Below are 22,802 nucleotides of genomic sequence, written 5' to 3'. Positions count from 1 at the left end.
CCCGGAACGACCTGCGTCTGCTTGTCGTCGACTACCTGCAGCTGATGACCTCGACGAGCCGGCGGGAGAACCGCGTCCAGGAGATGAGCGAGATCAGCCGCGGCCTCAAGACGCTCGCGATGGAGCTTGAGATCCCGATCGTCGTCGTGAGCCAGCTCAACCGCGCCTCTGACCTGCGCGCAGACAAGCGGCCGGCACTGGCCGACCTGCGCGACTCCGGCCAGATCGAGCAGGACGGGGACCTCGTGATCCTGTTGTACCGCGAGGACGCGGTCGAGAAGGAGTCAGCGCGCGCCGGCGAGGCCGACCTCATCCTCGCCAAGCACCGCAACGGCCCGACCAGCACGGTGACCGTCGCGTTCCAGGGCGCTACAACCGGTTCGTCGACATGGCCGGCTGACCGCACACGACTCACCGATCGCCGACGACGTCGCCACATTGCTCGACGACGAGCTGGCGGGCCTGCTGGGCCAGCACGAACGACTCCAGATCGACCAGCGCCTCATGCACCGGCACCGGTGACCACACCCACTCCCCCACCGGGTTGAGCCGGTTCTTCCCGTTCCCCTTGCATGGAACCTGCCCGACCGTGTGGATCAGGGGTGGATCCGGCGTCCGCGGACCCGGCGTCACTGCCGTCGCCGCTGCGCTCCCCGATCGGCGGCCCGGCGGTGACCAGCCCGGTCCCGGCGGTTACCGCGGCTGCCGCGAGGAGCAGCACAGCCACCCGTGGGGTGTCCACGGTCACCCGTTCGTGGAACACCGCGACTCCGATGATCATACTGAGCGCCGGATCGGCGAGAGTGATCGCGACCAGGGGCGCCGCGAGACGATCCTGGAAGGCGTTCTGGTTGAGGATGAACCCGGCCGCACCGATGCCGACGAGGGCATACAGCTGCCAGCCGGTCAACAGGCTGGACGGATCGGCGCTCAGCCTTTCGGCGCAGGCTTTCAACAGCCCGGCGGTCATCCCGTAGGTGATGCCGGTCGCCAGCCCGAGGTAGGTGGCGCGGCGCAGCGCGCGGGCGCGTCGGGCGAAGCCGACAGTCGCCGCGACCACCGGGCCGACCACGGCCACGGTCAGTAACCAGGCCAGGCTGGACGGTTCGGAGACCCCGTCGCCGGGCGTCGCGGCCAGCAGGAACACGGCGAGGCCCGTGGCGGCCAGGGCTGCCACGGCGAGATCGCGGCGGCGGGGCCGGCGCCGTTCGAACGCGGCCTCGAGCGGCACCGCCAGGAACAGCCCGCTGACAAGCAGCACCTGAACGACGGTGAGCGCGCCGAGGCCGAGTGCCAGCGTCTGCAGCCCGAGGCCGGCGACATCGGCGATCCCGCCGGCCAGCCAGAGGGGCCGACGCGTCAGCCGGAACAGCAGACGCGGATCCAGGACCTGGTGGAGTGGTTCCTGGCTGGCGGCGCGGTGTTGCAGCGCGGAGGCGCATGCGAAACAGGTCGCGGACGCGAGTGCCACCGGGACCGCGAGCACGCTCACGGCGCTGTTGCCGTGCGCGGGGCACCTTCCGCGGCGCCCGGGGCGGCACGGCCTGCGGAACCGTCCAGGCGGCCGGTGGGGCGGACCTCCCCGCCTGCTCGCGGGGCGAGGTGCTCGCGTAACGGCCCGACGCGAAGGCCGCGACCGGCGCATTCGTCGAGCAGCGCGGGGAGCGCGCCCAGGGCCGAACGCCAGGCTCCCGGGGCCGACGTGCAGTCGGAGTCGTGTAGCAGCACGGTCCCGCCGCCGACGAGGTCGCGGCGGACGGTGTCGAGAACGGAGCGCGGCGTGGCGCGGGAGCTCCAGTCCTTCCCCCAGGCTGTCCAGAGCACCGGCCGGAGCCGAAGGCGCCGGGCGGCCCGCAGCACCGCGGTGCTGAGCACGCCATACGGCGGGCGGAAGAACGCGGGCGTCTGCCCGGTCACGTCACCGACGAGATCACGCGCCCGGGCGAGGTCGTCATACGTGGCGGTCGGGCCGCGTAGCACGAAGTAGCGGTGTTCCCACCCGTGAACCGCCACCTCGTGGCCGGCCTGCACGAGGTCCCGGCCCAGCTCCGGCGCCCGGACGAGCATCGAGCCGAGCAGGAAGAAGGTGGCCCGGACCTCGTGGGCCGCCAGGGCCTCGAGAAACCGGGGGGTGGAGGTGGGGTCGGGGCCGTCGTCGAAGGTCAACGCGACGTGGCCGGGATCTCCCACGCCGGCCAGGCCGGGCACGAGCCGGCGCCGCAGCCCCGGCACCGACGTGAGCGCGGGCAGGGCGTGGACGGCCGCGACGGTCCCGGTCGCGGCGGCACCGGCCGCGGCGGTACGCCGTAGCAGGTGCCGGGGCAGGCCGCTCACCCTCGGAGCTCCGCCAGCGATCCGACCCGCATCGGCTGGCCGGCCGTCTGCCGGTCCAACCCGGCGAGGGTGGTGGCGAGCCCGCAGTCGGGCCGCTGCGCACACTCCACGAGCACGATCTCCCCTTGTCGTAGCGACGGGATCAGCGAACCGCCGCTGACGTGCTGGTTCGGAAGCACGATAGTTTCGTGCAGATACGCCGCTGTTCCCAGGTCCACCGCGTCCAGGTCGCCGTTGCTGAGGTAGAACTCCAGCGGGCGGCCACCGACCCGTTGCACGGCGGCGGCGGTGTGCCTGATCGCGGAGCGGCCACCGACGATCCCGGTCCGGTAGGGCGGGCCACCGCCGGCGTTGACCAGCGTCAGTCCCGACGCCGCCAGGGTCCGGGCGAGGTCGGGCCGGTGGTGGAGCAACGGGGCGTCCACCGCGACCGCGACCTGCCTGGCCTGCAACAGACGGACCGCGGCCGGGTCGAGACTGGTCTCCGGGCCCGGGTGGACGATGACGAAGACCTCGCCACGCCCGCCCGGCCGGGCGGCGTCGAACCCGTGCGCGACCGCGAGCTGGGTACCGACCGTCATGTTCCAGCCGACGACGACAGCCGTGGCCACGGCCACGACCACGCGCCGCGCCCAGCGGTTGCCAGCTGCCAGGGGTCCCTTCCGCCCGATGACGGCGGCCGTGCGCCCACCGACGGTGCCGGGGTGACCGTCCCGCCGTCCCGCGCCCTCGATGGCCTGGACGGCGACGGCCGTGGGGTCGGCGGCGAACAACGCCAGCCCGGCGGCTCGTTGCCGCCGGCCGCGGGGACCTTCCACCAGCTCGGCCAGGGTGGCCCGCAGCTCGGAGGGGGTGCGGATCCACGTCGAGACGCCGGCCTCGTCCAGGGCGGCCGCGTTGGTCCGACCGTGACCGGGAATCGGCCGGTAACTGGCCACGGGCAGCCCGCAGGCCATCGCCTCCAGGGATGTCAGGCCGCCGGCGTTCTCGACAAGCACGTCGACCGCCTGCATCAGGGCGGGCATGTCCTCGACCCAGCCCAACGGGCAGCCCAGCCCCGCTTCGTCCAGCCGTTCCCGTAACGCGGTGTTGCGGCCGCAGACGACCACCGGCATCGCCACGCCGGTAGCGGCGATCTCCGTGGCGGCGTGCTCGACATCGCCGACACCCCAGGATCCGGCCACCAGCAACGCCAGCCGCTCGCCGGCCGGGAGCCCGAACCGCTCCCGGGCCAGCCGACGGTCCGCGGCCGAGGCCGGGCGGAAACGGCCGGACACCAGCGGGCCGGTGATGACGACCTCCGTGGCCCCGAGCGCTCGCGCCTGGGCGGCACTGACCGCGTGCAACACGTAGTAGGCGTCGATGCCCGGCGCCACGCACAGCCGGTGGACCGAGAAGTCGGTGAGGAAGGTGAACGCCGGTACCGCCAGTGCGCCCCGCCGACGCAGTTTGCCGAGCAGCTGACCGGCCATCGGGTAGGTCGTCACGACCGCGACGGTGTCGGGCGGAAACAGAGCGCCCAGCTTCGACAGGAACGGCGTCATGAGGTTACGGGCCAGCATCGCAGCCCCGTGCGGTAACGCGGTCAGCCGGAAGAGCAGCGCGTAGACCCACGGCACGCGGTGCAGGACCGTCTCGTAGGCGTCGCGCATGCTTTCACCCAGTATCCGACCCAGCACAGTCAGAAAATCGTGGATGTCGACCTCGAAGCCGTGATCACGCAGGCGCCGCGCCCACTCCACGGCCGCCCCGTCATGGCCCGCGCCGACGCTGGCCGTGATGACCACCACCCGGCCACGCGAAGCTCCTGGTAATGGCACGGTTTCGTTTCGCGTGGACGCGGTCGGTCGCCGACGACCGAACAGCCCTCGTTTCCCGTGCCCTGTACCGCTGGTCACACGCCCCGCCCTCTGGCCCCACCGCGGATCCCACAGCGGGGCCGGAACCTCCCCGACCGGCAGCGGCCGGCCACCTCCCAAAAGTGATCACATCGGACCATGCGCATTACGCCTTCCGACGGGCCTTTCGGCGGGAAGAGCCACAAACCGGATACCGACCATAGCCGGACCACGGCCAGCGGGGCGCGGCACGTCACTCAGATCACCGCACGGACCAGGCAACGGCCCCCACCGGATCGGCGCGGGGGCCGTCGTCGCCGAGAACCTCACCGGCCTCGAGCAGCTGCTCGTCGCCCAGCAGGCCGGGCGATCGGCGGAGGTGTGGCTGTTCCCTGTCGATCGCGGGGGCCGACAGCACTCCCGTCCGCGCGGTGGCGCGCCTCGGCCCGCCGGCTCGTCGGCTGCCGACGGCGTGCCGGTGCGGCGACAGGTCGGGTTCGCCGGTCCCGCCGGCGGCGTCGTCGGCCGCGGGCAGGGTCGCCGGCACTCCACCAAACGGATACGCCACAGCCCCCGCGAACACGAAACCCGCTGCTACGAGTAGCATGAGCTCCCACAGTCGTTCAAAGCCCTGGTTGTGAACGAAACCAGGACAGCTCCAGATATTCTCCGGCCCTTCCTCTAAAACACTCCGAACAGCCGTCTGCAGCCACCGTAACTAACCATCTACAGGAACCGCGATATATTCGAAATCCTTGCTACAGCCGAGGTCATCCCACTAATGATCGAGCGAAATTACTCCCGTACATCACGTCCGTGGGCGTGGCTGGACGCCGCGAGTTCATATAAACTGATGAGCATCACCCCACGCCGCAGGCACCGCAGGAGCCACGGGCGGCTGCTCCCAGCCCTGGTCGGGCTAGTAATTGTGCTCATTACAGCAACCGGGCTCGCCGTCTACCACCATCCGTCGAGTGGACCCCGTCCACACACCGGCACATCGGCCGAAGCCTCGCGGTCAGCGGCGGTGCCGCCAACAGCGGGCATCTACGCCCACGCCGGGGCCGGGATGTTCAGCCCGGCGGTGAGCGGCGATCCGGCGCTCGTCTACGTGCCGAACCTGCGGGACGGGACGCTCACCGTGATCGACCAGAACACCATGCGGGTGATCGCGACCTACCGGACCGGGGCGGAACCACAGCACGTGGTCCCCTCATGGGACCTGCGCACCCTGTGGGTGAACAACAACCTCGGCAACAGTCTGACCCCGATCGACCCTCGCACCGGCCAGCCCGCTGGTCCGGCGATTCCGGTCAGCGACCCCTACAATCTGTATTTCACACCGGATGGTAGGTACGCGATGGTGATGGCCGAGGCAATCCACCACGTCGACTTCCGTGACCCGCACAGTTTCGCGCTGCGCCACAGCCTCGACGTCGGCACCCGGTGCGCCGGGGTCAATCACGCAGACTTCTCCCCGGACGGCTCCTACGCGATCGCCACCTGCGAGTTCGCCGGTCGCCTCGTCAAGATCGATATTGCTGCTCAGCGGGTGGTCGGCTATCTCGACCTCGGACCGCATGCCGCCCCCCAGGACATCAGGATCGAACCCGCGGGAAAGATCTGGTACGTCGCCGACATGAACGCGGACGGCGTCCACCTCATCGACGGTGACAGCTTCACGACAATCGGGTTCGTCGAGACCGGGCCGGAAACCCACGGGCTCTACCCCAGCCGCAACGACCGCTATCTTTACGTCACCAACCGCGGCGGTCACCTCATGTCCGACATGCCCCCATTCCCGCACGACGGATCCGCGGGCTCCGTGTCGGTCATCGACTTCGCCACCCGCAAGGTCGTGGTCACCTGGCCGATTCCCGGCGGAGGCACCCCGGACATGGGCAACATCAACGCTGACGGCTCCCGGCTCTGGCTGTCCGGTCGGCGCAGCAACGTCGTCTATGTCTTCGACACCGGCGGTACCGACGGCGACGATCCCGCGCGGGGAAGAATGCTGAGCAGGATTCCCGTCGGGCGAGAGCCGCATGGGCTGGCCGTCTGGCCGCAACCCGGCCGCTACTCCCTCGGCCACACCGGCATCCTGCGCTGACACAACCCGATGACTCCAGGATGCCGAAGCTTCAGCCGAACGTGCCGATCACCGTGTTTGCTGCCGGGCAATGGCCCGCTCGCTATCCGGATCTTGCCGGGCTGATCCTGCAGGCAGGTCACGAGCTGGACAACCATACCTGCACCCATCCCGCGCTGACGGAGCTGCCCGCGTCCCAGGTGAGCGAGGAGATCACGGCATGCCGTGACGTGCTGGCCCGGCTGGCGCCCGGGGAGGGCCGTTACTTCCGCCCCTCGGGCACCAGCCAGGCGACACCGTTGATCCTGACGGCGGCGGGAGCGGCCGGCTACCGGACCGTGGTCGACTTCGACTGCCGCTGCCGAAACCGGCCGGGATCAACACGAGGCCCGGCGAGGACAGCGAACCGGCCGACGAGGGCGCGCCCGAAAGATCGGAGGCCGTCCCCACACAAAGATCAGAAGTAGGCTAGTTCACAAAGAATCTTGCCTAAAAAATCTTGACAAGTTCCGCGTCCTTCATGATTGCCGAACGCTTCGGCTGCCGCGTGGACGGAGTGAACTACTGCGGCCACCACATCGATTTCGCCGAGCGGATCGCGCGCCGCCGCGGATGGGCGGACCGGGTCCGCTTCCACTTCGCGAACATGGCCCATACGCCGTTCCCCGACCAGTCGTTCGACGCGATCGTCTCCAACGAGACCACAATGTGTGTGGACATCGACGAGGTGTTCGGCGAGTTCGCCCGGCTGCTGCGCCCCGGCGGACGCTACGTGGCGGTCACCTGGTGCCGCAACGACGCCGTCGACCCCCGGTCGCCGGCCTCCCGGAAGATCGACGCGCACTACCGCTGCGCCATGCACCCGCGCAGCGCCTACTTCACCGCGCTCGCCGCCCACGGACTGGTCCCCTTCCACGTCGCGCGGCACACCGAGGCGGCGATTCCTTACTGGGAGCTGCGGGAACGGTCGTCGCTGCGCACCGGCGTGGAGGCACCGTTCCTCGAGGGTTACCGCGAGCGCAGCATCGACTATCTCGCCATCGCCGCGGAACGCAGGTAACCGATGTCGCGCGAACCGGAGAATTGCGGAGCACGGCTGGGTCCACCCGGCCAGTGTCCGCGTGCTGCGGGCCTGGCAGACCCAGTACCGGATACTGGGAATGCACGATCCGGGCCTGCTGGCCCATGTGCCTCCCGGGGCGGATCTGGCCGCGGTGCTCGACCGGCTCGCCGAGCTGGGCGTTCTGGTCGACCTGCGCGCCCACGGCGGCCCCGTGCACCTGGACCTGACCCGGTCCGGCCAGCCGCTGCGCCAGATCGTCGCCGCCGACGGCCGACCCAACTACCTGGCCTGCGCCCTGCGTGAGCTACTGCCGCTGGCCGGCGATCACGACGAGATCGTGCTGGCCCACGATCCCGAACTCGACGCCGACTACCGCCTGCTGTCCCACGTGCTCGAGATGGCCGGGGCCACCGTGCGCCGCTACAGGCTGTACTTCATCGCCATCCTCGGCCCCGGGCCGGAGCAGTCGCTGCGCGAGGACCTGCTGCGCCACTGCGTCGCACGCGCCGAACGGCTGTGCGAGAACAGCGGCGGCCCGGCCCCGGGGCACGGTGGCGAACCAGCCGACCCGCCGGGCCGGTCCGAGCTGCTCGAACTGCTCGAACGACACCGCGGCCGTCACCTGTACATCGATCCCTACCGCCTGACCTCCCACGCCTTCGGCCGGCGACGGCCCGCGCCGACCAGGCAGCTGCTGTCCGAGGCGTACCTGTGACCGGCGACGCGCCGCCGGCCGGCGACGTACAGGCACTGCTGCGCGCGAGAGCCGCCGCCCGCTTCCGCGCGGCCCGCCCGGACCTGGCACCCCGCTTCGACCTGGACAGCATCACCGGCCTGCTCGCCGCGCGAGAGGCGGTGCGCACAGCGCCGGACGACCCACCGGTGCGGGCCGTCGCCGTCCTCGGCCGCCTCGACCTCGCCGCCTGGACACGCGCGGCCTGCGAGTTCCTGCTCGCCCTACCGTCAGACCAGGCAGCGGCCTGGCAACGGTCCCTCACGATGACGATCTTCCTGGCGGGCAGCCCCGCGAACCTGCGCGAACGGTTCACGTTCGACCATGTCGCCGGGCCCTACGCCTGGCGGGGGCCGGCCCCCGCAGCGGCACACACCGGCCTGTGCCGGCTGCTGCGCACCTTCGAAGCGTCACGCCCGCTGGCCACCGACCAGGCAGTGCGGCGTATCGACCTCCCACAAGGGCCCGACGCCGCGCCCCGGCCATGCCGGGAACTGGTCGTGGAGATCGCGACCGCACGTGTCCCCGCGTCCCGCGCGCTGGTGCACCTGCACCATCTGCTGGCGGACGCGGTCCTGGGCGGCCGCATCGGCCCCGGCGACCGATTGACGCTACGGCCGGTGCCTCACATCGCGGCGACGGACCGGTCGATTCTTGCCCTGCGCATCGACCTCGACCAGCCCGGCGGGTCCGACGACTCCGACGACTCCGGCTGGTCCGGCAGGCCCGGTCAGCCGGGCCGGCCGGACCAGCCCCGGCTGCGCGCCTACGCCGCCCTCCGTCCCCCAGCTCCGCCAGCCGCCGCGCCATCGTTCGATGGGGTCCTCACCCGCGACGATGCGAGCCTTCGCTGGGCGGCCGACGACTTCGGCCATCTCGTCCACCATCGTCCCCGGGCCGTGCTCCGGGCCGCGAGCGTGAGCGATGTCGTGCGGGCCGTCCGGCTGGCGCTCGACATGGGGTGCACCCTCACCGCTCGCGGCCGCGGACACTCGGTGTACGGGCAGGCGCAGGCGGCGGACGGCCTCGTCGTCGACATGTCCGGACTGAACCGGGTTGATGGCGTGACCGCGAGCACGATCCGCGCACAGGCCGGCGCGCGCTGGGCGGACGTCGTCGACGCGGCGCTCGGGCGCAGCCGGGCCGTACCGGTGCTCACCGACGTGGTGGACACCTCGGTCGGCGGCACCCTGAGCGTCGGCGGGATCGGCGGCGCCAGCCACCGCCACGGCCTGCAGATCGACAACGTCGCGGAACTGTCCGTCGTCACCGGAACCGGGCAGCTCCTGACCTGCTCGCCCACCCGTGACCGGAGCCTGTTCCACGGGGTGCTCGGTGGGCTCGGCCAGTGCAGCCTGATCGTCGCTGCCACGCTTCGCACGGTGCCGGCGCCGCGTCGGGTGCGCTACGGGCTGCGAGCGCACCACAGCCTCGATCGCTGCCTCGCCGTACTGCGACGGCTCGCGGCCGACGACGGACCCGACTTTCTGCAGGGACATGTGCTGCTGGCCGCATCGGACAGGTGGCAGTACGCCGTCGAAACCGCCGTGTACGAGTACGGCCCCCGCTCCGACCACGATCATGCCCCCGGCACGGCGACCGGCTCCGCTGCCGGGACCGGGACCGGGACCGGCCGGCAGGCCGAGGCCCGCTCCTACCGGGACTTCGTCCATCGGATGGCCCCGGCGGAGGCGGCAGCGCGGGCAAGCGGGGAGTGGTTCCAACCGCACGCCTGGCTCACCGTGCTCATGCCCGACGCGACCGTGTCCACGCTGGCCGCATCGGTATTCGGCGGCCCCGCTCCCCGGGGGCTCACCGGACCGGCTGAACCCCGGCTGGTCGGCCTGCTGTTTCCCATCCACCCCGGCAACGCCGACGGGTCGCCCACGCCGATCCCGATGCCGGCCGGACCGGGCCCCGTGTGGGTCCTGTCGGTTCTGCGCGGCGGCCGTGCCGACGACCCCGCCGGCGCGGCGGCGCTCGTCGAGGCGAACCGGGCGACGCGCGACGCGGCCGTCGCCCTCGGCGGCACCGTCTACCCGATCAACGCGGTGCCGACGCAACCGGACTACTGGCGGGCCCACTTCGGCCAGCAGTGGCCTGGCCGCCAAGCCCTGCGGGCACGGTTCGACCCGGCCGCGATCCTCACCCCCGGATACGGGATACCGCGAGATGACGCGTGACAGAGACGGCGGGGCTCTGTTGCGTCCGGTCGGGCTGGGTCCCGGCGGAACGGGAGCGGACGCGGGCGTGTCGACGGCCACGACGGCAGCTGGATGCGCCGCATGGCTGTCGCGTGTGCCGCCAGCTCGTCCGCCGACACAGGACCCGGCCGTACCGGCCACCCGGCCGGCCCTCCACATCCGCGGAGATCCGCCAGTCGATGATGACCCGACGCAGCCGTGAACCGTCTGGCAGCCTTGCGGCTTGGGTACCAGCAGAGTCCCGTCCTGGCACTGATCTGGCACTGATCTGGCACTTCGGCGACGAGTGCCACGCCGACCGCGCCCGCGACGGCGCGGCCGAGTCGCGGACCGTCACCCTGCGGACGCCGGCCCTGTAGTCGTCCGGCTACAGGTTCTGGCCAGCCGCGAAGACCCTACATACCGCCGGGCCGGCAGCAGGTGCCCACCACCGACGCCAACTGGGTGTACCGGCTGGTCGGGATCGAGACACTCACGTTCGACAGGCACGCCGTGCTGGACCCGCGCAGTCCCGGCGGCGAACGCTCGATCCTCGGCCGCCCGGACCGGGCCCGGCGTGTCGGACCGGAAACACCGTTCGAGGGAGGCTCCCCGACAGGCAGCCCGGCTGTTGATCGTTTCCGGTTTCCGGCACCCACGCGTGACCGCCCGGCCGGGGACGCGGCCTTGAGAGATGCGCCGATACGGTGGGTCGATCTGGGCAAGAATGTACAGATGCGGATCACGATCGCCGATCGGTCCCGCGTTGAAAGCCATTGGTGACGGGGGACGGGGCCATATCCATGCTCCTTGACGACTTCACGACGGCGCCACACTCGGGCGACGCTCCCGCCGCCACGGCAAGGGGATCGCGGACCGGGCTGTCGGACGCGGACATGCGTCGGGCGGTCCGCGTTCTCGTCGTCGCCGCGGTGCGGCTCTATCGCGACTGGTTGTGCCGGTGGCTCGACGCCGACCCGATCACGGTGGTCGGCGCGGCGCCCGACGTCGCCCTGGCCGCCAGGACCGCCGGCCTGCTCCGCCCGGACGTGATCCTGCTCGACCCGCCCGCCGGCACGCCGGCGCCACTGGTCAGAGCCTTACTGATCGCCGCACCCAGGGCGCGGGTCATAGTGCTCGGGCTGCCGGAGACGCGGACCGGCGACGTCGTCCGCTGGGCGGAGGCCGGCGCGGTCGGCTACCTGCCGCTCGATGCCGATCTCGACGATCTCGTCTACACGGTGCTGAGTGTCGCCGACGGCGAGATGCCGTGCTCGCCGGCCGTCGCGGCCGGCCTCGCCCGGCGGCTGGCCACGCTCGCGAGGACGGATCCCCTTGTCCACGCGCAACGTCCACAGGCCGGTCTTGCCCCGACGGCCGCTCCGGCGACGGCCGTTCCACCGGAAGCCCCCGCCTCGGGACCGGCCCTGGCGTTGCCCTGCCCTCCCGAGGGCTGCCAGCCGGAGGAGCGCTCGCCGGCCGGGGACGCGGCGACGACGGGAGGCACGTCCCCGGGGCCGGCGGCTCCGGATGCGGCGGAAGCGGGATCCGTGCGGGCGGCCGAGCCCGCGTGGAAGACGGCATCGGCGCCCGGGCGGCTCACCCGGCGGGAGATCGAGGTCGCCGTCCTCGTCTGCCAGGGCTACGCGAACAAGCAGATCGCCACCCGCCTGCGCATCTCCGTCGCGACCGTGAAGAACCACGTCCACAACATTCTCGCCAAGCTCGGGATCGACCGGCGCGACGGCATCTGCCGCGTCCTCGGTCCCCGCGAGATCCTCCCCGCCCGGTGAGCTCCCGGCCGGGCGGCTGACCGGTGCGCGCCGCCCGCGCTCAGCCCCGCGGCCCCTCCGGCGTGATGCTCCCGGTGGGAGGATGACGTCGGTCACGCCGGGGATCCTGACCGGCGGACCGGCGATGATGACCGGCGGGTCGGGGATCGTGGCCTACGGAACGACCCAGAACCAGGTGTCCAGGTCGTCACCTGTCAGCACCGCTCCCCCCGCGCCGCGTATCAGGTTCCCCTTCAGCGTCACCCGGCACCGGACTCCCTCGCGGCTTGCGCCGAGCCGGCCCTGTAGCTCGGTCCAGCCCTGGATCAGCCGCTGGACGGCGTCGGCACCGAGGCCGTCCGGGACGAGACGTGGGCTGAACGTCCAGGTGTCGTCGCCGGCGGCCTCCAGGTCCCCGACGAGGATGGTGCTTCGCAGGCCCTGATAAGAGGTGCCGAACTCGACGGCCTGGAAGGGATGCTCGATCGTGAAGACGAACGATCCCGGGTTGAGGGTGCTTTCGTCCATCGGTTCCGTGAAGGTGACACGCAGCGGTTCTTTCCCGAAGAACAGGTCGAGGGGCCTCTTCTCGCCGACGGCCCAGTTCTTGTCCCGGATTTTCGGGCCGGCCGGCGGGACCGGGCCGTCCGCGGCGAGGGACGCCCGGAAGTGGACGGGCAGCGCCGCGGGGAACCTGGAGTCCTCAAGGGTCGCGGTCACCTGGTGGCAGGCGGCGTTGCTGTCACCGAACACCCACTCGGCCTCCGCCAGGCCGGCCGCGCCGGTATGACCGCTCGTGACCACCACGGAGCTCGCGAGCGGATTGGTGTTCGCGTTCGGTCCCGGGTCGCCGTCATATTCGCGCACCCTGTCACCGCTGATGTCCGCGGTGAACCTGATCCGCGTTTTCACCGGCTGGCCGTCCGCGTCCTCGACCGCGACCGTGAGGCGACAGCTCAGTTCACCGTTGCGCCGGCCGGTCTGGCCGTCGCCACCGGAGGCCCGCAGCCGCAGGAAGTTGCGGACGGCCAGCGCGCGGAAGCGGACCGGCAGCCGCGCGGTGGGCGGCGCGGCGGTGCTCGCCGTGGCGGGCAGGTACGCCTCGACGGTCTGTGTGCCGGCGTCGGCGCCGAGCGTCCAGGTCAGGGAGATCCGCCCGTCGCCGTCGGTCAGGTGCTCGTTGTTGTCGTTCGGGATGGTTTCGCCGTCCCGGACGAGGCTCCCGCCGCCGGTCAGGCCGAACGTGACCAGGACGCCGGGGACGGGACGGCCGAAGCCGTCCTCGACACCGACGATGATCTTCCCTGGGAGCGGCCGCCCCGGCCGGCTCTCCTGACCGTCGCCGGAGACGTAGCGCAGGGCCCGCTGGGCGCACTGGGCGTCGAACACCTGCTGGAGGTCGGCGACCCCGAGGGGACGGCTCGCGCAGTCCTCGACGCGGACGTCGGCGGCGTGAATGTCGGTGAGCGGGGGGAACAGGTCCCGGCAGTCGGTCACCGCCGCCGCCGGCGGCTCGTTGTCGCCCGTAATTCTCCACTCGACCAGCGCCAACTTGCGGTAACGATGGGTGATTCCCGCTGGCGGGGCCTGCGTCAGCTCGGTCACCGACGCCGTCGCAGCCCGGGCGGCGAACGTCCAGTGGTCGCCGGTCCGGAAGGCCCCGCCGGAGAAGCTGACGGAGATTCCCTCCTCAAGGCTGATCGGCCCGGCGTCCACAGGCACACCGAGGCCGTTGCCGTCGCCGTCCACCGTCGGGGCGGCTTTCCCGGTCGCCGACGCGGGGACGTCCCAGCGCCGCAGCCTGGGATGCTGTCCCGCGGGGACGGCGACGACCGGGGTGGCGAGCGTGACGGTCCGGGCCGCCTCGTCGACGTCGGCCACCTGTCGTAACGCCCCCGGGCTCCCCGCCAGCTCGGTGGCGTCGTCGAGGACCTCGACCCAGTCGTCTTTCCGCACGGTCAGCGCCTGGTCCTTGCCGAGGCGCGCCAGCCGGACGACCGTCGTCGTGCTCGCAGGCGGCGGGCCGGCGCCGGGTTCGAACGAGTCGATCGGGAAGACGACGGCCCCGTTGTCGCGGGACCACACGAACGTCGCGGGATGCGTGACGCCCGCTCCGCCGAGCGGGCCCCCACGGTGGATCTCCACGCGGTACAGCCTGTTCTCCAGGCCGCGATATCCGCCGTCGACGGTGAACGAGCACGGGCGCGGCGGCTCCTCGGGCTCGGTGTACGCCACGGTCAGCCGGCCGCCGCTCGCCTCGGGCGGCCAGCCGGGAAGGTCGTCCGCGCAGCTCAACGACCCCGCGTTCACCCGCTGGACGCGGATCTGGGCTACCGTCCGTATTCGGGTGGCCGTGTCCGGGCCACCCAGCGCAACCTCCCGCAGGCTCGGGTCCTCCACCGCGGTGACGTGCCTGGTCCACACGTCGAGGTAGACGACGTCGGACACGGGCAGTGATGGGCCAAGCGGGTCGGACGGATTCGGGAGCGCGATCGGCTCGGGACCCGGCAGGTCCGGCTGACCACGGTACGTCAGGGCACGCCGGAGCAGCACCGCTCCCGTCGCGGGGCCGGGGCGCAACGCGCCCGCGTCGCCCTCCAGGGTGACGCTGACCTGCCCGTTCGCGGTCTCGACGGCCTCCGTGGCCCAGTAGAACGGCCCCTCGGGCCTGGTCGACGCCACCGGCGACGCCGATGACAGCTCGACCCAGAAGCCCTCGGCGGCGGCCGAGCCCTGGGCGGCGGCCGGCAGCAGGTCCCGGCCCTCCCCGGCGGAGAGGGTGACGGTGGTGGTCGCCGGCGGTCCGCTCGATACCAGCACGCCGGCGACGGCGGCCGGGGGCGCGCCGAGCTCGAGGAGGAGGCCGTTCACATAGATCCGCCCGGCGGTGACCCCGTAGTCCAGCACGGTCCCGGTGCCGGTGCCGGTGCTGGACCGGGTCAGCGGTGTCACCAGGCCGGCCGCGTTGTCCCGGGGCGCGCCGGACGGGCCGATCACGTCGGTGGCCCGGGTGCGGTCCAGGTGATCGACGATCGCGACGTGTTCGTTCCAGTCGGCGTCGAGGGTGACCCGGCCCTGCTGGGTGAGCACCCCGCGGTTGTGGGCACGAGGGTCGAAGGTGAAGCGGGTGAAGTCGCCCTTCATCGCGAGCGTCGATTCCTCTCAGCAGGTCACCGGTCACCGGGTCACCGGTCACCGGACGGGTCAGGTCACGTAGATCAGCCGGGCCGCCATGCCGAACGGGGCGTACTCGGCGAGGCGTTCGCGCAGGTTGGCCTCGCGCTGGGGCTGTCCGAGACCCGCGTAGGCGCCGATCTCGGTGCCGTTCTCGCCGCCGGTCCGGATCTCGTCCGCGCAGGCCAGGCCGAGCTGGGCGTAGCCGGGGTCGCCGTAGCGGGTGGAGGTGAACGCCGGCACCGGCCGCGCCCGGATCGCGGCGGCCCCAGCGCTCCCGGCGGCCCCGGCGCTCCCCGCGGCCCCGGCACTCCCCGTACTCCCAGCGGTCCCAGCGGTCCCCGTGGTCTCCGTGGTCCCGGCGGTCCCGGTGACGCTGCCCGCGGCCGCCGGCGCGTCGTCCGGCAGGCAGCGGTAGCGGCGGGGTGTCGTCGACCCGGGCGGCAGGTAGCTGTACCGGACGCAGCCGCGCTGCCGGCGCTCGGCGGCCACCGGCGCGGTGAACAGGGTCTCGGAGGCCAGGGTGAGCTCACGGACGCACACCTCGCCGAACACCGTCGTGCGGACCAGCCGGGCCGGCGGCCCGGGCACGGCCACCAGCGGCGTGCCGCCCGGCCCGGGGCTCCGGGGCAGGCCCGCGACCGCCGGCAGCCGGGCCGCCCCGGGGACGGATGGCGCGTCGACCACGCTGTCGCTCACCGACAGCGATGCCGCCTCGGCGGTGACCCGCAGCGGGCCGGTGACGCACCGGTCGACGTCGACCCGGGCCCCGGCCGCCGCATCGGTCACGACGAGGCTCGGCTCCGCGGGGAAGAGCGGCCGGCCGGACTCGGGAGCGAGCCTGGGGCTCAGCCGGCGCCCCGGGACGAGCGTGCAGTGGGCGAGGCGCACCAGCCGGCGCGGCGCGTCCACCGTGACCGTGCCGGCGATCAGCAGGCCGTTGCACTCGAGCGTGGCGTCCGGGCCGTAGCCACCGACGACGACGTCGCCGATCAGCGTGGGCCGGCAGCCCGGCCCGGCCTGGATGACGAGTTCGGCGCCGGGCCGGTCGAGCCGAAGGTCCTCGGTGTACGTCCGGCTGTCGTTGATCTGGATGACGGCCCGGCGGTGCACGGCTGGCCGCCAGGCGGCCAGTGCCTGCCCGATCGTGGTGATGGCGGGGCCGTCGGGGCCGGCCGGTGTCGGCACCTCGATGAGGACGTCGAGCGCGTCCGGGTCGGCGAGCGTGTCCGGGCCGGCGAACGGGTCGAACGCGCCGGACGAGCCCGACGAGCCCGGCGTGCCGGGCGGCGCGGGCGGGCGGCGCCGGTCGTACGGGCCGCCGCCCAGCGGCGCGGGGAAGCCGTGGGTGGCGGCCGCCTCCAGTTCGCCGGGGGCCGGCGCCTGCCCGACCGGGAACGTCACCCGTCCCAGGCGGACGTCCAGCGCCACCTTGCCGGGCGGTGGGCGCTCCCAGGTCGACAGGTCACGAACGACGATCGCGCCGGCCGGCACGGGCCTGCGCTCCCCGTTCGGCAGGACGCGGACCAGATGGACGGAGGAGGCGTCGTCGAAGCCGTAGTAGTCGCCGGGCCGGCGGCACATCGCCCACGGCCGGATCGGCCCGGGCACGTGGATCTCGGCCGTGAGCCCGGTGGGGCCGGCCTCCGGGCGAGGATGGGTGAACAGCGGCGCCGGGCTGCCCAGGGGGTTCAGCGCCCATCCGAAGCAGCCGGGATCGTCCGCCGCCCCGGTGGCCGGCATGACCGGCGCCGGGGTCAGCCCGACCAGCCGGAACGCCGCCAGCCGCCACATGAACACCCCCAGCGTCCGGATCCCGTACCACCCCTGGTGAGACGTGCGGACGTCGGTGTCGACCCCGGCGCTGGTGATCGGGGACCGGACGTCGACGGTGTGGCTCGCGGTGTCGAACGGGCCGCCGACACGGTCGGCGGCGTCGGCGTCGCGCAGGTTCACGGTGCCGGCCCCGGCCAGCGCGTACGGGTCGCGCCGGCGCGGGTCCGCCTCGGGCGGGACCGGGCGCGTCCGGAGGTGGTCGAGGTGCTGGTTCCAGGCCAGGGACTCGACGAACGCCACCGCGTGCGCCGGCCACCCGGTGACGTCCCGGGCCAGCTCCGCCAGCATCGCGAGGGTGCCCTTGCGGCGCCGGTAGTGGATGGTCCTGGCGACGTCGGCCCGCCGGCGGGTCGCGACCTCGTGCAGCGGGCTCGTGCCGAGCAGGTCGCCGATGTACGGGACGACCCATTCGGCGCACGTCTCGACGAACATGTCGTCCCACAGCCCGCCGATGTCGGCGCGCACGGCGTCGACCTGCTCGCCGATCACCTCGAGCAGGGCCGCGAGCGGGCCGCCGCGTTCGGCGTCCCGCAGCCGGTACAGCGCGGGCAGCAGGCCCATCAGGTCGATCGGCTCGTCGTCGGTCATGGTCGGGTCCCTTCTCCGGCGGAGCCGCCGGGCACCGTGCGGCCCGCGAGACGAACGTCGGCGTCGGCCGGTGCCGCGAACCGGGCGAGCTGGGCCGGGCCGACCGGGACGCGGCGGACGGGCTTCCCGGCCGGCCCCGCGAGGCGCTCGACGTCGACCCGCTCGACGCCGTCCACCCGGGCGAGCACCGCGTAGACGGTGCTGAGGTGGACGTCCTCGTCGAAGTCGCGGGCGTCGAAGGCGAACGCCGCGAGCAGCGCGACGCGCGCCGCGTCCAGCACGGTCTCGGCGACCCGGCCGGGAGCAGGCGTGATCGTGGCGGTGACGGTGACGTCCACGGGCTCGTGGCCGCCGACGTCGATCCGCCGGTTCGGGTCACGGCGGGCCGCCAGGTGGGCGGTCAGGTCCGCCAGCAGCCGCGTGCCGGTGAGGACCGCCCCGTCGCGACCACCCACGGTGAGCGCGACAGCGTGCTCCTCACCGGTCCAGAACATCCTGGCCCGCGCCTTGCCGACGCCGGGGAACGCCCGCGCGGCCTCCTCGACGTCACGCAGCGACACCACCCGGTCGAAGGTCCGCACGCTCGCCGGCGCGAGGCGACGGGTCTCGGAGGGGTCCTCGGGCGGGGCCGCGCCCTGTGTCGGCAGCGGGTTGGTCACGCCGGTCAGCCCGACCGGCCTGGTCAGCGCCACGGTCAGCCGGTCCGCGGCGACGTCGCCGTCGGCCGCGTCGCCGTACCGGTACCGGGCGACGACGTTGCCCCGCCCGGTCGGCGGCCGGGCGCCCGTGACCCCGTCGCCGAACCGGACGGTCGTGGCCCGCTCCGCGTCGACGTCGGGGACGAACACGCGGTCGGACGGGCCGGTGCCGTGCAGCGTGCCGACCGGCCGCCACACGGTCGAACCGGTGACGATCTCCAGCATCGGCGCGATCCCGCCGGGCGCCCCCGCCGACCGCCGGAACATCAGCGGGCCGCGCGCGAGCGGGAACTCCTGGAACGCGGCGGACGCGTCACCGTCGCCGAGCACGTCCGCGAGCACGTCGTCGCCGTGCGACGCGGGCGCGACGTTGCCGCGCAGAGCCGCGCTCGCCCCGTCAAGCTCGCGGGGCAGCGGCGGGTCGATCGTGAGCCGCAGATACCCGGGCCCGGCCGGTGTCGGCACCGTCGGCACCACCGGTGTCGATGTCGGCGTCGGCGTCGGCGTCGCCCGGACGATCGTGGCGGCGTGCGGCCGGGCGTCGTCGTCGTCGTCGTCGATGATGATCCGCCGCCCCCGGGTGAAGCCCGCCGCGGCCGGGAGCAGGACGTGCACGTCGGTGGCGCCGGCCGGTATCCGCCCGTCGTGGACCCGGCCGGTCAGCATGACCGGCGGCCCGGTGATCTCGTGGACGATCGCGGTCCGCCGGTCCAGCGGCCCGTCCGTCCCACGGTCGCCGGCCAGGGTGACACGCGCCGCGACACCCTCCTCGACGGCGACCGACGATGGTGGCGCGGCCGTCGACGTGGCCGCCGACGGTGGTGTGGCCGTCGACGGTGGTGTGGCCGTCGACGTGGCCGGGAGCGGTAACGCCGTGAACCCGGGCGGCCAGAAGGACGTCACCGTGGCCGACCCGACCGTGGCCTGGCCTGCCGTGACCGAGCCGACCGGCCCGAGGAAGAGCGCGCGCAGGACCGTGCCCGAACCGGCTGGGACCGAACCGGCCGGGACCGAGGTGGCCGGGACCGAGGTGGCCGGGCTGACGACCGCGATCGTCGATCCCGCGGCCAGGTCGCCGGGCGCCGCGTCGAGCTCGATGCTCCGAGCGTCTGTCGGCACCGCGAAATTCGTGCCGTAGGACGCCCAGCCGACCGTCGGGAGCGCGGACGCTCCCGCCGGGTACATCCCGGGAGTCGAGACGTTGACGCTGCCGGGCGCCGCGTGGCCGAACAGGCGGAACGACCGGCCGAGTGGGTGCAACGCCCACCCGGCGTAGTCGGTGAGGACCGGCGTCGACCAGCGGATCATCGTCCGGGGCTCGCCCCCGTCGTCCACCGTCTCGACGGCGGCGACGGTTCTCAGCTCGACCTCGGTGCCGGTCCCGGTGCCGGCCCTGATCCCGGCCGGCGCGGACGCGGCGGGGGGCACCAGGAGGAACGTCGCCCCCGGATCGGGTACCGGCGCTCCGGGTGGCAGCAGCCCGCCGTCGGGCCACGGCGGCGGGCCACCGGCCGGGAAGCCGCCGGCGGGCGGAGCGGGCACGATGCGGACGGTGTTGAGCCGCGCGTCGGCGTCGACCGGCGCGTCGGTGGTGAAGATCTTCGGCGGCCCGCCCCCCGCCGGTCTGCTCTGTACCCGCAGGCCCGCCGGCAGCGTCAGGGCCGGCCCGTCGTCGGCCACGGTGAACGCCAGGTCCACGGTGGCGGCGGCCCCGGGCCGGGGGCGGTGGCCGAGCAGGCCGGCCAGCCTGTGCACCGAGTCCGGCAGGACGGCGGTGCGCAGGTAGTTCTCGGTGGCGATCCGCTCCTGGTAGAAGGTCAGGATGTCGGCGACGTACGCCCACAGGTCGAGCAGGACCATGCCGGCGTCGTCCGGGGCGCGCGACGTCCAGCCCGCGAGCTCGGGCCGCCGGGCGACGGCCCGCCGCAGCTCCCGCAGGAACGCCGGATGGTCCCCGATCCGGTAGTCGATCCTCGCCAGCCCGGGGCGGTTGGCCGGCTGGTTCGGGGGCGGGCTCACAGGCCACCGCCGAGGTCGAGGCGCAGCACGCCGTTCTCCGGCCGGTCCGGGTCGTTGTCCAGCCGGATGACCTCCCGGGGGCCGGCCTCGACGGACCCGCGGTCGAGGTTGGCGGCGGTGACCGGCCGGTCCGGGTCCGGGTCGTCGTCGTGCAGCCGGGCGAACCGGCGGACGTCGGCGGAGGCGACGCCGGCCACGTCCAACACCCGCGCGTAGAGCCGGCCCAGCGTCAGCGGCTCGCCGAAGGTGAACCCGTCCGGGTGGAACAGCCCGCGCCGCCCGCCGGGCAGCGCGGCGGTGCCGAGCTCGGCGGTCAGCGCCCGTTCGACGTCCGCGCGCAGGTGGCCGGGGGCGACGCAGATGTCGATGTCGATCGCGAGCGGGACCTGGGAGGCCCCCCGGATCTCCAGGTCGTAGCCGGCCTGGGCGAACCCGCCGACGAACGCGGCGATCCGCGCCGCCAGGTCGTCGGACAGCTCGGCCCGCCCCGCCGGGTCGACCGTGAGGAACACCGTGTGCCAGCTTCCGGTCCAGCGGAAGTCTGCGACCGCGCGGGACACCTCGGGCAGGCGCATCGCGACCTCGGCGTAGTCCGCGGCCGTGACCGCCCGCAGCTGCGTGGCCCGGAACGCGGCCGGGGCGAGCGCCCGCACCACGTCCACCGGTTCGGGTGCCGCCCCGCCCCATGCCGGCAACGGGTTGCGCACCCGGATGATCCCCGACGGTGGCTCGGCGGGCACGCCGGAGCCCGCGACAGCCAGCGGCACGCGCTCGGCCGGCTCCGGCTCCGCCGTGGACGGGGCAGACGTGGGCGAGGCAGGCGCGGGCGAGGCAGGCGCGGGCTCCGCCGCGGGCGGGGCGAGGTGGACGAGCGTGTCCGCGCCGACGTTCCCGTCGGGGCCGACGCCGATCCGGTAGGTGACGTCGATGACGGCGCCGTCCGGCGCGGCGGCCCCGCACCCACCATCACCGAACCGGACGACGGCCCGCCCCTCGTCGTCGGTCTCGACGGTGACGTGCCGGTCGAACGGGCCGGAGGTGAGCAGATCCCCTCCCGGCGCCGGCTGCCACCCCCGCGGCGGCGGGCCGGTGGACGTCGTCAGCCGGCTGATCTGGGCTTCGGCCTGCCTCGGGTCGACGTCACGCAGCGCGGCGGCGGGCGTGCGCCGGTCGCCGGGCGGCACGCGGAAGCTCAGCGGCCCGCGGTCGAGGCGGAACCGGTACGGCCGGGGGCCGGTGCGGATGCCGGCCGGCCCGCCGGTGTCGGTCACGGTCCGGCCGTGGTCGGCGAGCACGATGTTTCCCCGCGCCACGCCGAGGGGCGCGACCGGCGTGCCGTCCGGGGTGCGGCCCGACAGCGGCAGCGGGAAGGTGAGCGCGTCCGCGTCGGCCCACCGGACCCTCGTCAGCGCCAGCGGCGCGGACCTGCCGTCCGCGCCGGTCGTCCCCAACGGGTCCGTGGCCGACTCGACGGCGGTGAGCCGGACGACCTGGCGGTGGGCCGGATCGGCGTCGGCGGCGAGCCCGGTGACCGGGTCGCGGATCTCCTCGAACAGCAGCAGGTCCCCGACGGCGAGCGGCAGCGTCGCCCCGGCCGGCGATGTCGTCCCTGTGGTCGTGGCGGCCTGGTTCACCGGGTCCGCGTTCACCAGGTCCGCCGCGGTCGCGCCGGCCGGCAGCGCGCACTCCAGGCTTCCCCAGGCGTGGATGTCGATCGTCCCGAGTTCCGGGTGCAGTGCCAGGTCCGTGACGGTCTCGAAGACGGCGGCGGCGGCCTCGACGGCGTCGGCGGCCACGTCCGCCGGGAGCAGCGCCGGGTACGGCGGGACACGCCGGCCGAGCGGGCGGTCCAGCGCCGGCAGCACCCGGGTGCCCGCCGGCAACGTCCCGGCACCGGCGCCGGCTCCCGGGCCGGCGGGGCCCGTGCAGTCGACGTGGACGAAGACGCGGGCGGACGCCCCGTCGTGCATGCGGTAGTCGACGAGCCGGGCATGGCGGCGCACGGAGATCCGCTGCCGGGCGGTCGATAGGAACGCCTCCCGCGCGACCGCGTCCTGGTAGTAGCTGAGCTGGTCGCCGACGTAGGAGAGCAGCTCGACGAGGGCGATGCCGACGTCCGCCGGCTCGCGTTCGGTCCAGCCGGGGACGAGCAGCGCCAACCGGTCGAGCAGCGCGCGCCGGAAGCTCGCGTAGTCCTTCGCCAGGTAGTCGACGACCGGCGACGGGCCGGTGGCCGCGGGCTCGCCGGGTGTCGGCCCGCAGTCGAAGCGGCTCGGGCAGCCGGCCTTGAAACTGAACGCGCAGACGGCGTAGGCGGGGTCGAGATGTTCGCTGTCGATACGCAGCGTGTACGGCGAGAAGTCACCGGCCCGGTCCACCTCGACGACAACATGGTCAACGGGGCTGTGCAGACCGACGGGGCTGACTGGGCCGACTGGGCCGACTGGGCCGACGGGACCGCTCGGGCCGAGGGGG

15 protein-coding genes and 1 pseudogene are annotated in these 22,802 nt (G+C 73.6%); 8 read left to right on the top strand and 8 right to left on the bottom strand.

The window, feature by feature from the left end:
* Positions 1-2: 2 nt before the first annotated feature.
* Positions 3-400 (top strand): annotated as a pseudogene (locus tag AC5LSR_RS09660) (DnaB-like helicase C-terminal domain-containing protein); the annotation flags it as partial.
* 102 nt (positions 401-502) lie between these two features.
* Here the strand turns inward: AC5LSR_RS09660 and AC5LSR_RS09655 are convergent.
* The 4 genes from AC5LSR_RS09655 to AC5LSR_RS09640 form a co-directional block, all read right to left on the bottom strand.
* Complete coding sequence (locus AC5LSR_RS09655; RefSeq protein WP_250281586.1) at positions 503-1,492, bottom strand: DMT family transporter; 990 nt, start codon at positions 1,490-1,492, stop codon at positions 503-505.
* The gene (locus tag AC5LSR_RS09650) at positions 1,489-2,334 is read right to left on the bottom strand and encodes a polysaccharide deacetylase family protein (RefSeq protein ID WP_493464717.1); all 846 of its coding nucleotides are present in this window, start codon (positions 2,332-2,334) and stop codon (positions 1,489-1,491) included. Before AC5LSR_RS09650 ends, AC5LSR_RS09655 begins: the two co-directional genes overlap by 4 nt.
* Positions 2,331-4,124: an MGDG synthase family glycosyltransferase gene (locus AC5LSR_RS09645; protein WP_250281588.1), complete on the bottom strand. Its 1,794-nt coding sequence runs from the start codon at positions 4,122-4,124 to the stop codon at positions 2,331-2,333. The genes AC5LSR_RS09650 and AC5LSR_RS09645 overlap by 4 nt, the downstream gene beginning before the upstream one ends.
* Before the next feature lie 310 nt (positions 4,125-4,434).
* The gene (locus AC5LSR_RS09640) at positions 4,435-4,779 is read right to left on the bottom strand and encodes a hypothetical protein (protein ID WP_250281590.1); all 345 of its coding nucleotides are present in this window, start codon (positions 4,777-4,779) and stop codon (positions 4,435-4,437) included.
* 420 nt (positions 4,780-5,199) lie between these two features.
* Here AC5LSR_RS09640 and AC5LSR_RS09635 point away from each other — a divergent pair, with 420 nt between their 5' ends.
* The 7 genes from AC5LSR_RS09635 (at position 5,200) to AC5LSR_RS09605 (ending at position 12,033) form a co-directional block, all read left to right on the top strand.
* Positions 5,200-6,282 (top strand): YncE family protein, encoded by a 1,083-nt coding sequence (locus tag AC5LSR_RS09635; protein WP_250281592.1) that lies wholly within the window; start codon positions 5,200-5,202, stop codon positions 6,280-6,282.
* A 20-nt stretch (positions 6,283-6,302) separates the two neighbouring features.
* Positions 6,303-6,728: a polysaccharide deacetylase family protein gene (locus AC5LSR_RS09630; protein ID WP_250281594.1), complete on the top strand. Its 426-nt coding sequence runs from the start codon at positions 6,303-6,305 to the stop codon at positions 6,726-6,728.
* Between the two features lie 32 nt (positions 6,729-6,760).
* Positions 6,761-7,321 carry an SAM-dependent methyltransferase gene (locus AC5LSR_RS09625; RefSeq protein WP_493468369.1) on the top strand — a complete coding sequence of 187 codons (561 nt, stop codon included), beginning with the start codon at positions 6,761-6,763 and terminating at the stop codon, positions 7,319-7,321.
* 61 nt (positions 7,322-7,382) lie between these two features.
* Positions 7,383-8,039 carry a hypothetical protein gene (locus tag AC5LSR_RS09620; RefSeq protein ID WP_250292246.1) on the top strand — a complete coding sequence of 219 codons (657 nt, stop codon included), beginning with the start codon at positions 7,383-7,385 and terminating at the stop codon, positions 8,037-8,039.
* The gene (locus AC5LSR_RS09615) at positions 8,036-10,240 is read left to right on the top strand and encodes a DUF6182 family protein (RefSeq protein WP_493468368.1); all 2,205 of its coding nucleotides are present in this window, start codon (positions 8,036-8,038) and stop codon (positions 10,238-10,240) included. The genes AC5LSR_RS09620 and AC5LSR_RS09615 overlap by 4 nt, the downstream gene beginning before the upstream one ends.
* A gap of 441 nt (positions 10,241-10,681) precedes the next feature.
* Positions 10,682-11,023 (top strand): hypothetical protein, encoded by a 342-nt coding sequence (locus AC5LSR_RS09610; RefSeq protein WP_250292250.1) that lies wholly within the window; start codon positions 10,682-10,684, stop codon positions 11,021-11,023.
* 113 nt (positions 11,024-11,136) lie between these two features.
* A complete protein-coding gene (locus AC5LSR_RS09605; RefSeq protein ID WP_250292252.1) occupies positions 11,137-12,033 on the top strand; it encodes a LuxR C-terminal-related transcriptional regulator in 897 nt (298 codons plus the stop codon).
* A gap of 153 nt (positions 12,034-12,186) precedes the next feature.
* On the opposite strand, the gene AC5LSR_RS09600 is transcribed toward AC5LSR_RS09605, so the two are convergent.
* The 4 genes from AC5LSR_RS09600 to AC5LSR_RS09585 form a co-directional block, all read right to left on the bottom strand.
* On the bottom strand, positions 12,187-15,156 hold the full coding sequence (locus AC5LSR_RS09600) for a DUF6519 domain-containing protein (RefSeq protein WP_250281608.1): 2,970 nt from the start codon (positions 15,154-15,156) through the stop codon (positions 12,187-12,189).
* 60 nt (positions 15,157-15,216) lie between these two features.
* Entirely contained in the window at positions 15,217-17,610 is a 2,394-nt protein-coding gene (locus tag AC5LSR_RS09595; protein WP_493468367.1) for a hypothetical protein, read from the bottom strand.
* Positions 17,607-20,327: a baseplate J/gp47 family protein gene (locus tag AC5LSR_RS09590; protein WP_493468366.1), complete on the bottom strand. Its 2,721-nt coding sequence runs from the start codon at positions 20,325-20,327 to the stop codon at positions 17,607-17,609. Before AC5LSR_RS09590 ends, AC5LSR_RS09595 begins: the two co-directional genes overlap by 4 nt.
* Positions 20,324-22,802, bottom strand: a 2,479-nt coding sequence (locus AC5LSR_RS09585; protein ID WP_493468365.1) for a baseplate J/gp47 family protein, incomplete at its 5' end; no start/stop codon positions are given. The genes AC5LSR_RS09590 and AC5LSR_RS09585, both read right to left, overlap by 4 nt.

The organism is Protofrankia sp. CiP1_Cm_nod4 (genome assembly GCF_982290645.1).
The sequence above is the reverse complement of the archived record's forward strand: the minus strand, read 5'-3'. Positions and strand labels throughout refer to the sequence as shown.

Coding starts and splice junctions, on each gene's coding strand:
- AC5LSR_RS09605 (WP_250292252.1), top strand. CDS start 11,137: ATGCGTCGGGCGGTCCGCGTTCTCGTCGTCGCCGCGGTGCGGCTCTAT.
- AC5LSR_RS09600 (WP_250281608.1), bottom strand. CDS start 15,156: ATGAAGGGCGACTTCACCCGCTTCACCTTCGACCCTCGTGCCCACAAC.
- AC5LSR_RS09595 (WP_493468367.1), bottom strand. CDS start 17,610: ATGACCGACGACGAGCCGATCGACCTGATGGGCCTGCTGCCCGCGCTG.
- AC5LSR_RS09640 (WP_250281590.1), bottom strand. CDS start 4,779: ATGCTACTCGTAGCAGCGGGTTTCGTGTTCGCGGGGGCTGTGGCGTAT.
- AC5LSR_RS09630 (WP_250281594.1), top strand. CDS start 6,303: ATGCCGAAGCTTCAGCCGAACGTGCCGATCACCGTGTTTGCTGCCGGG.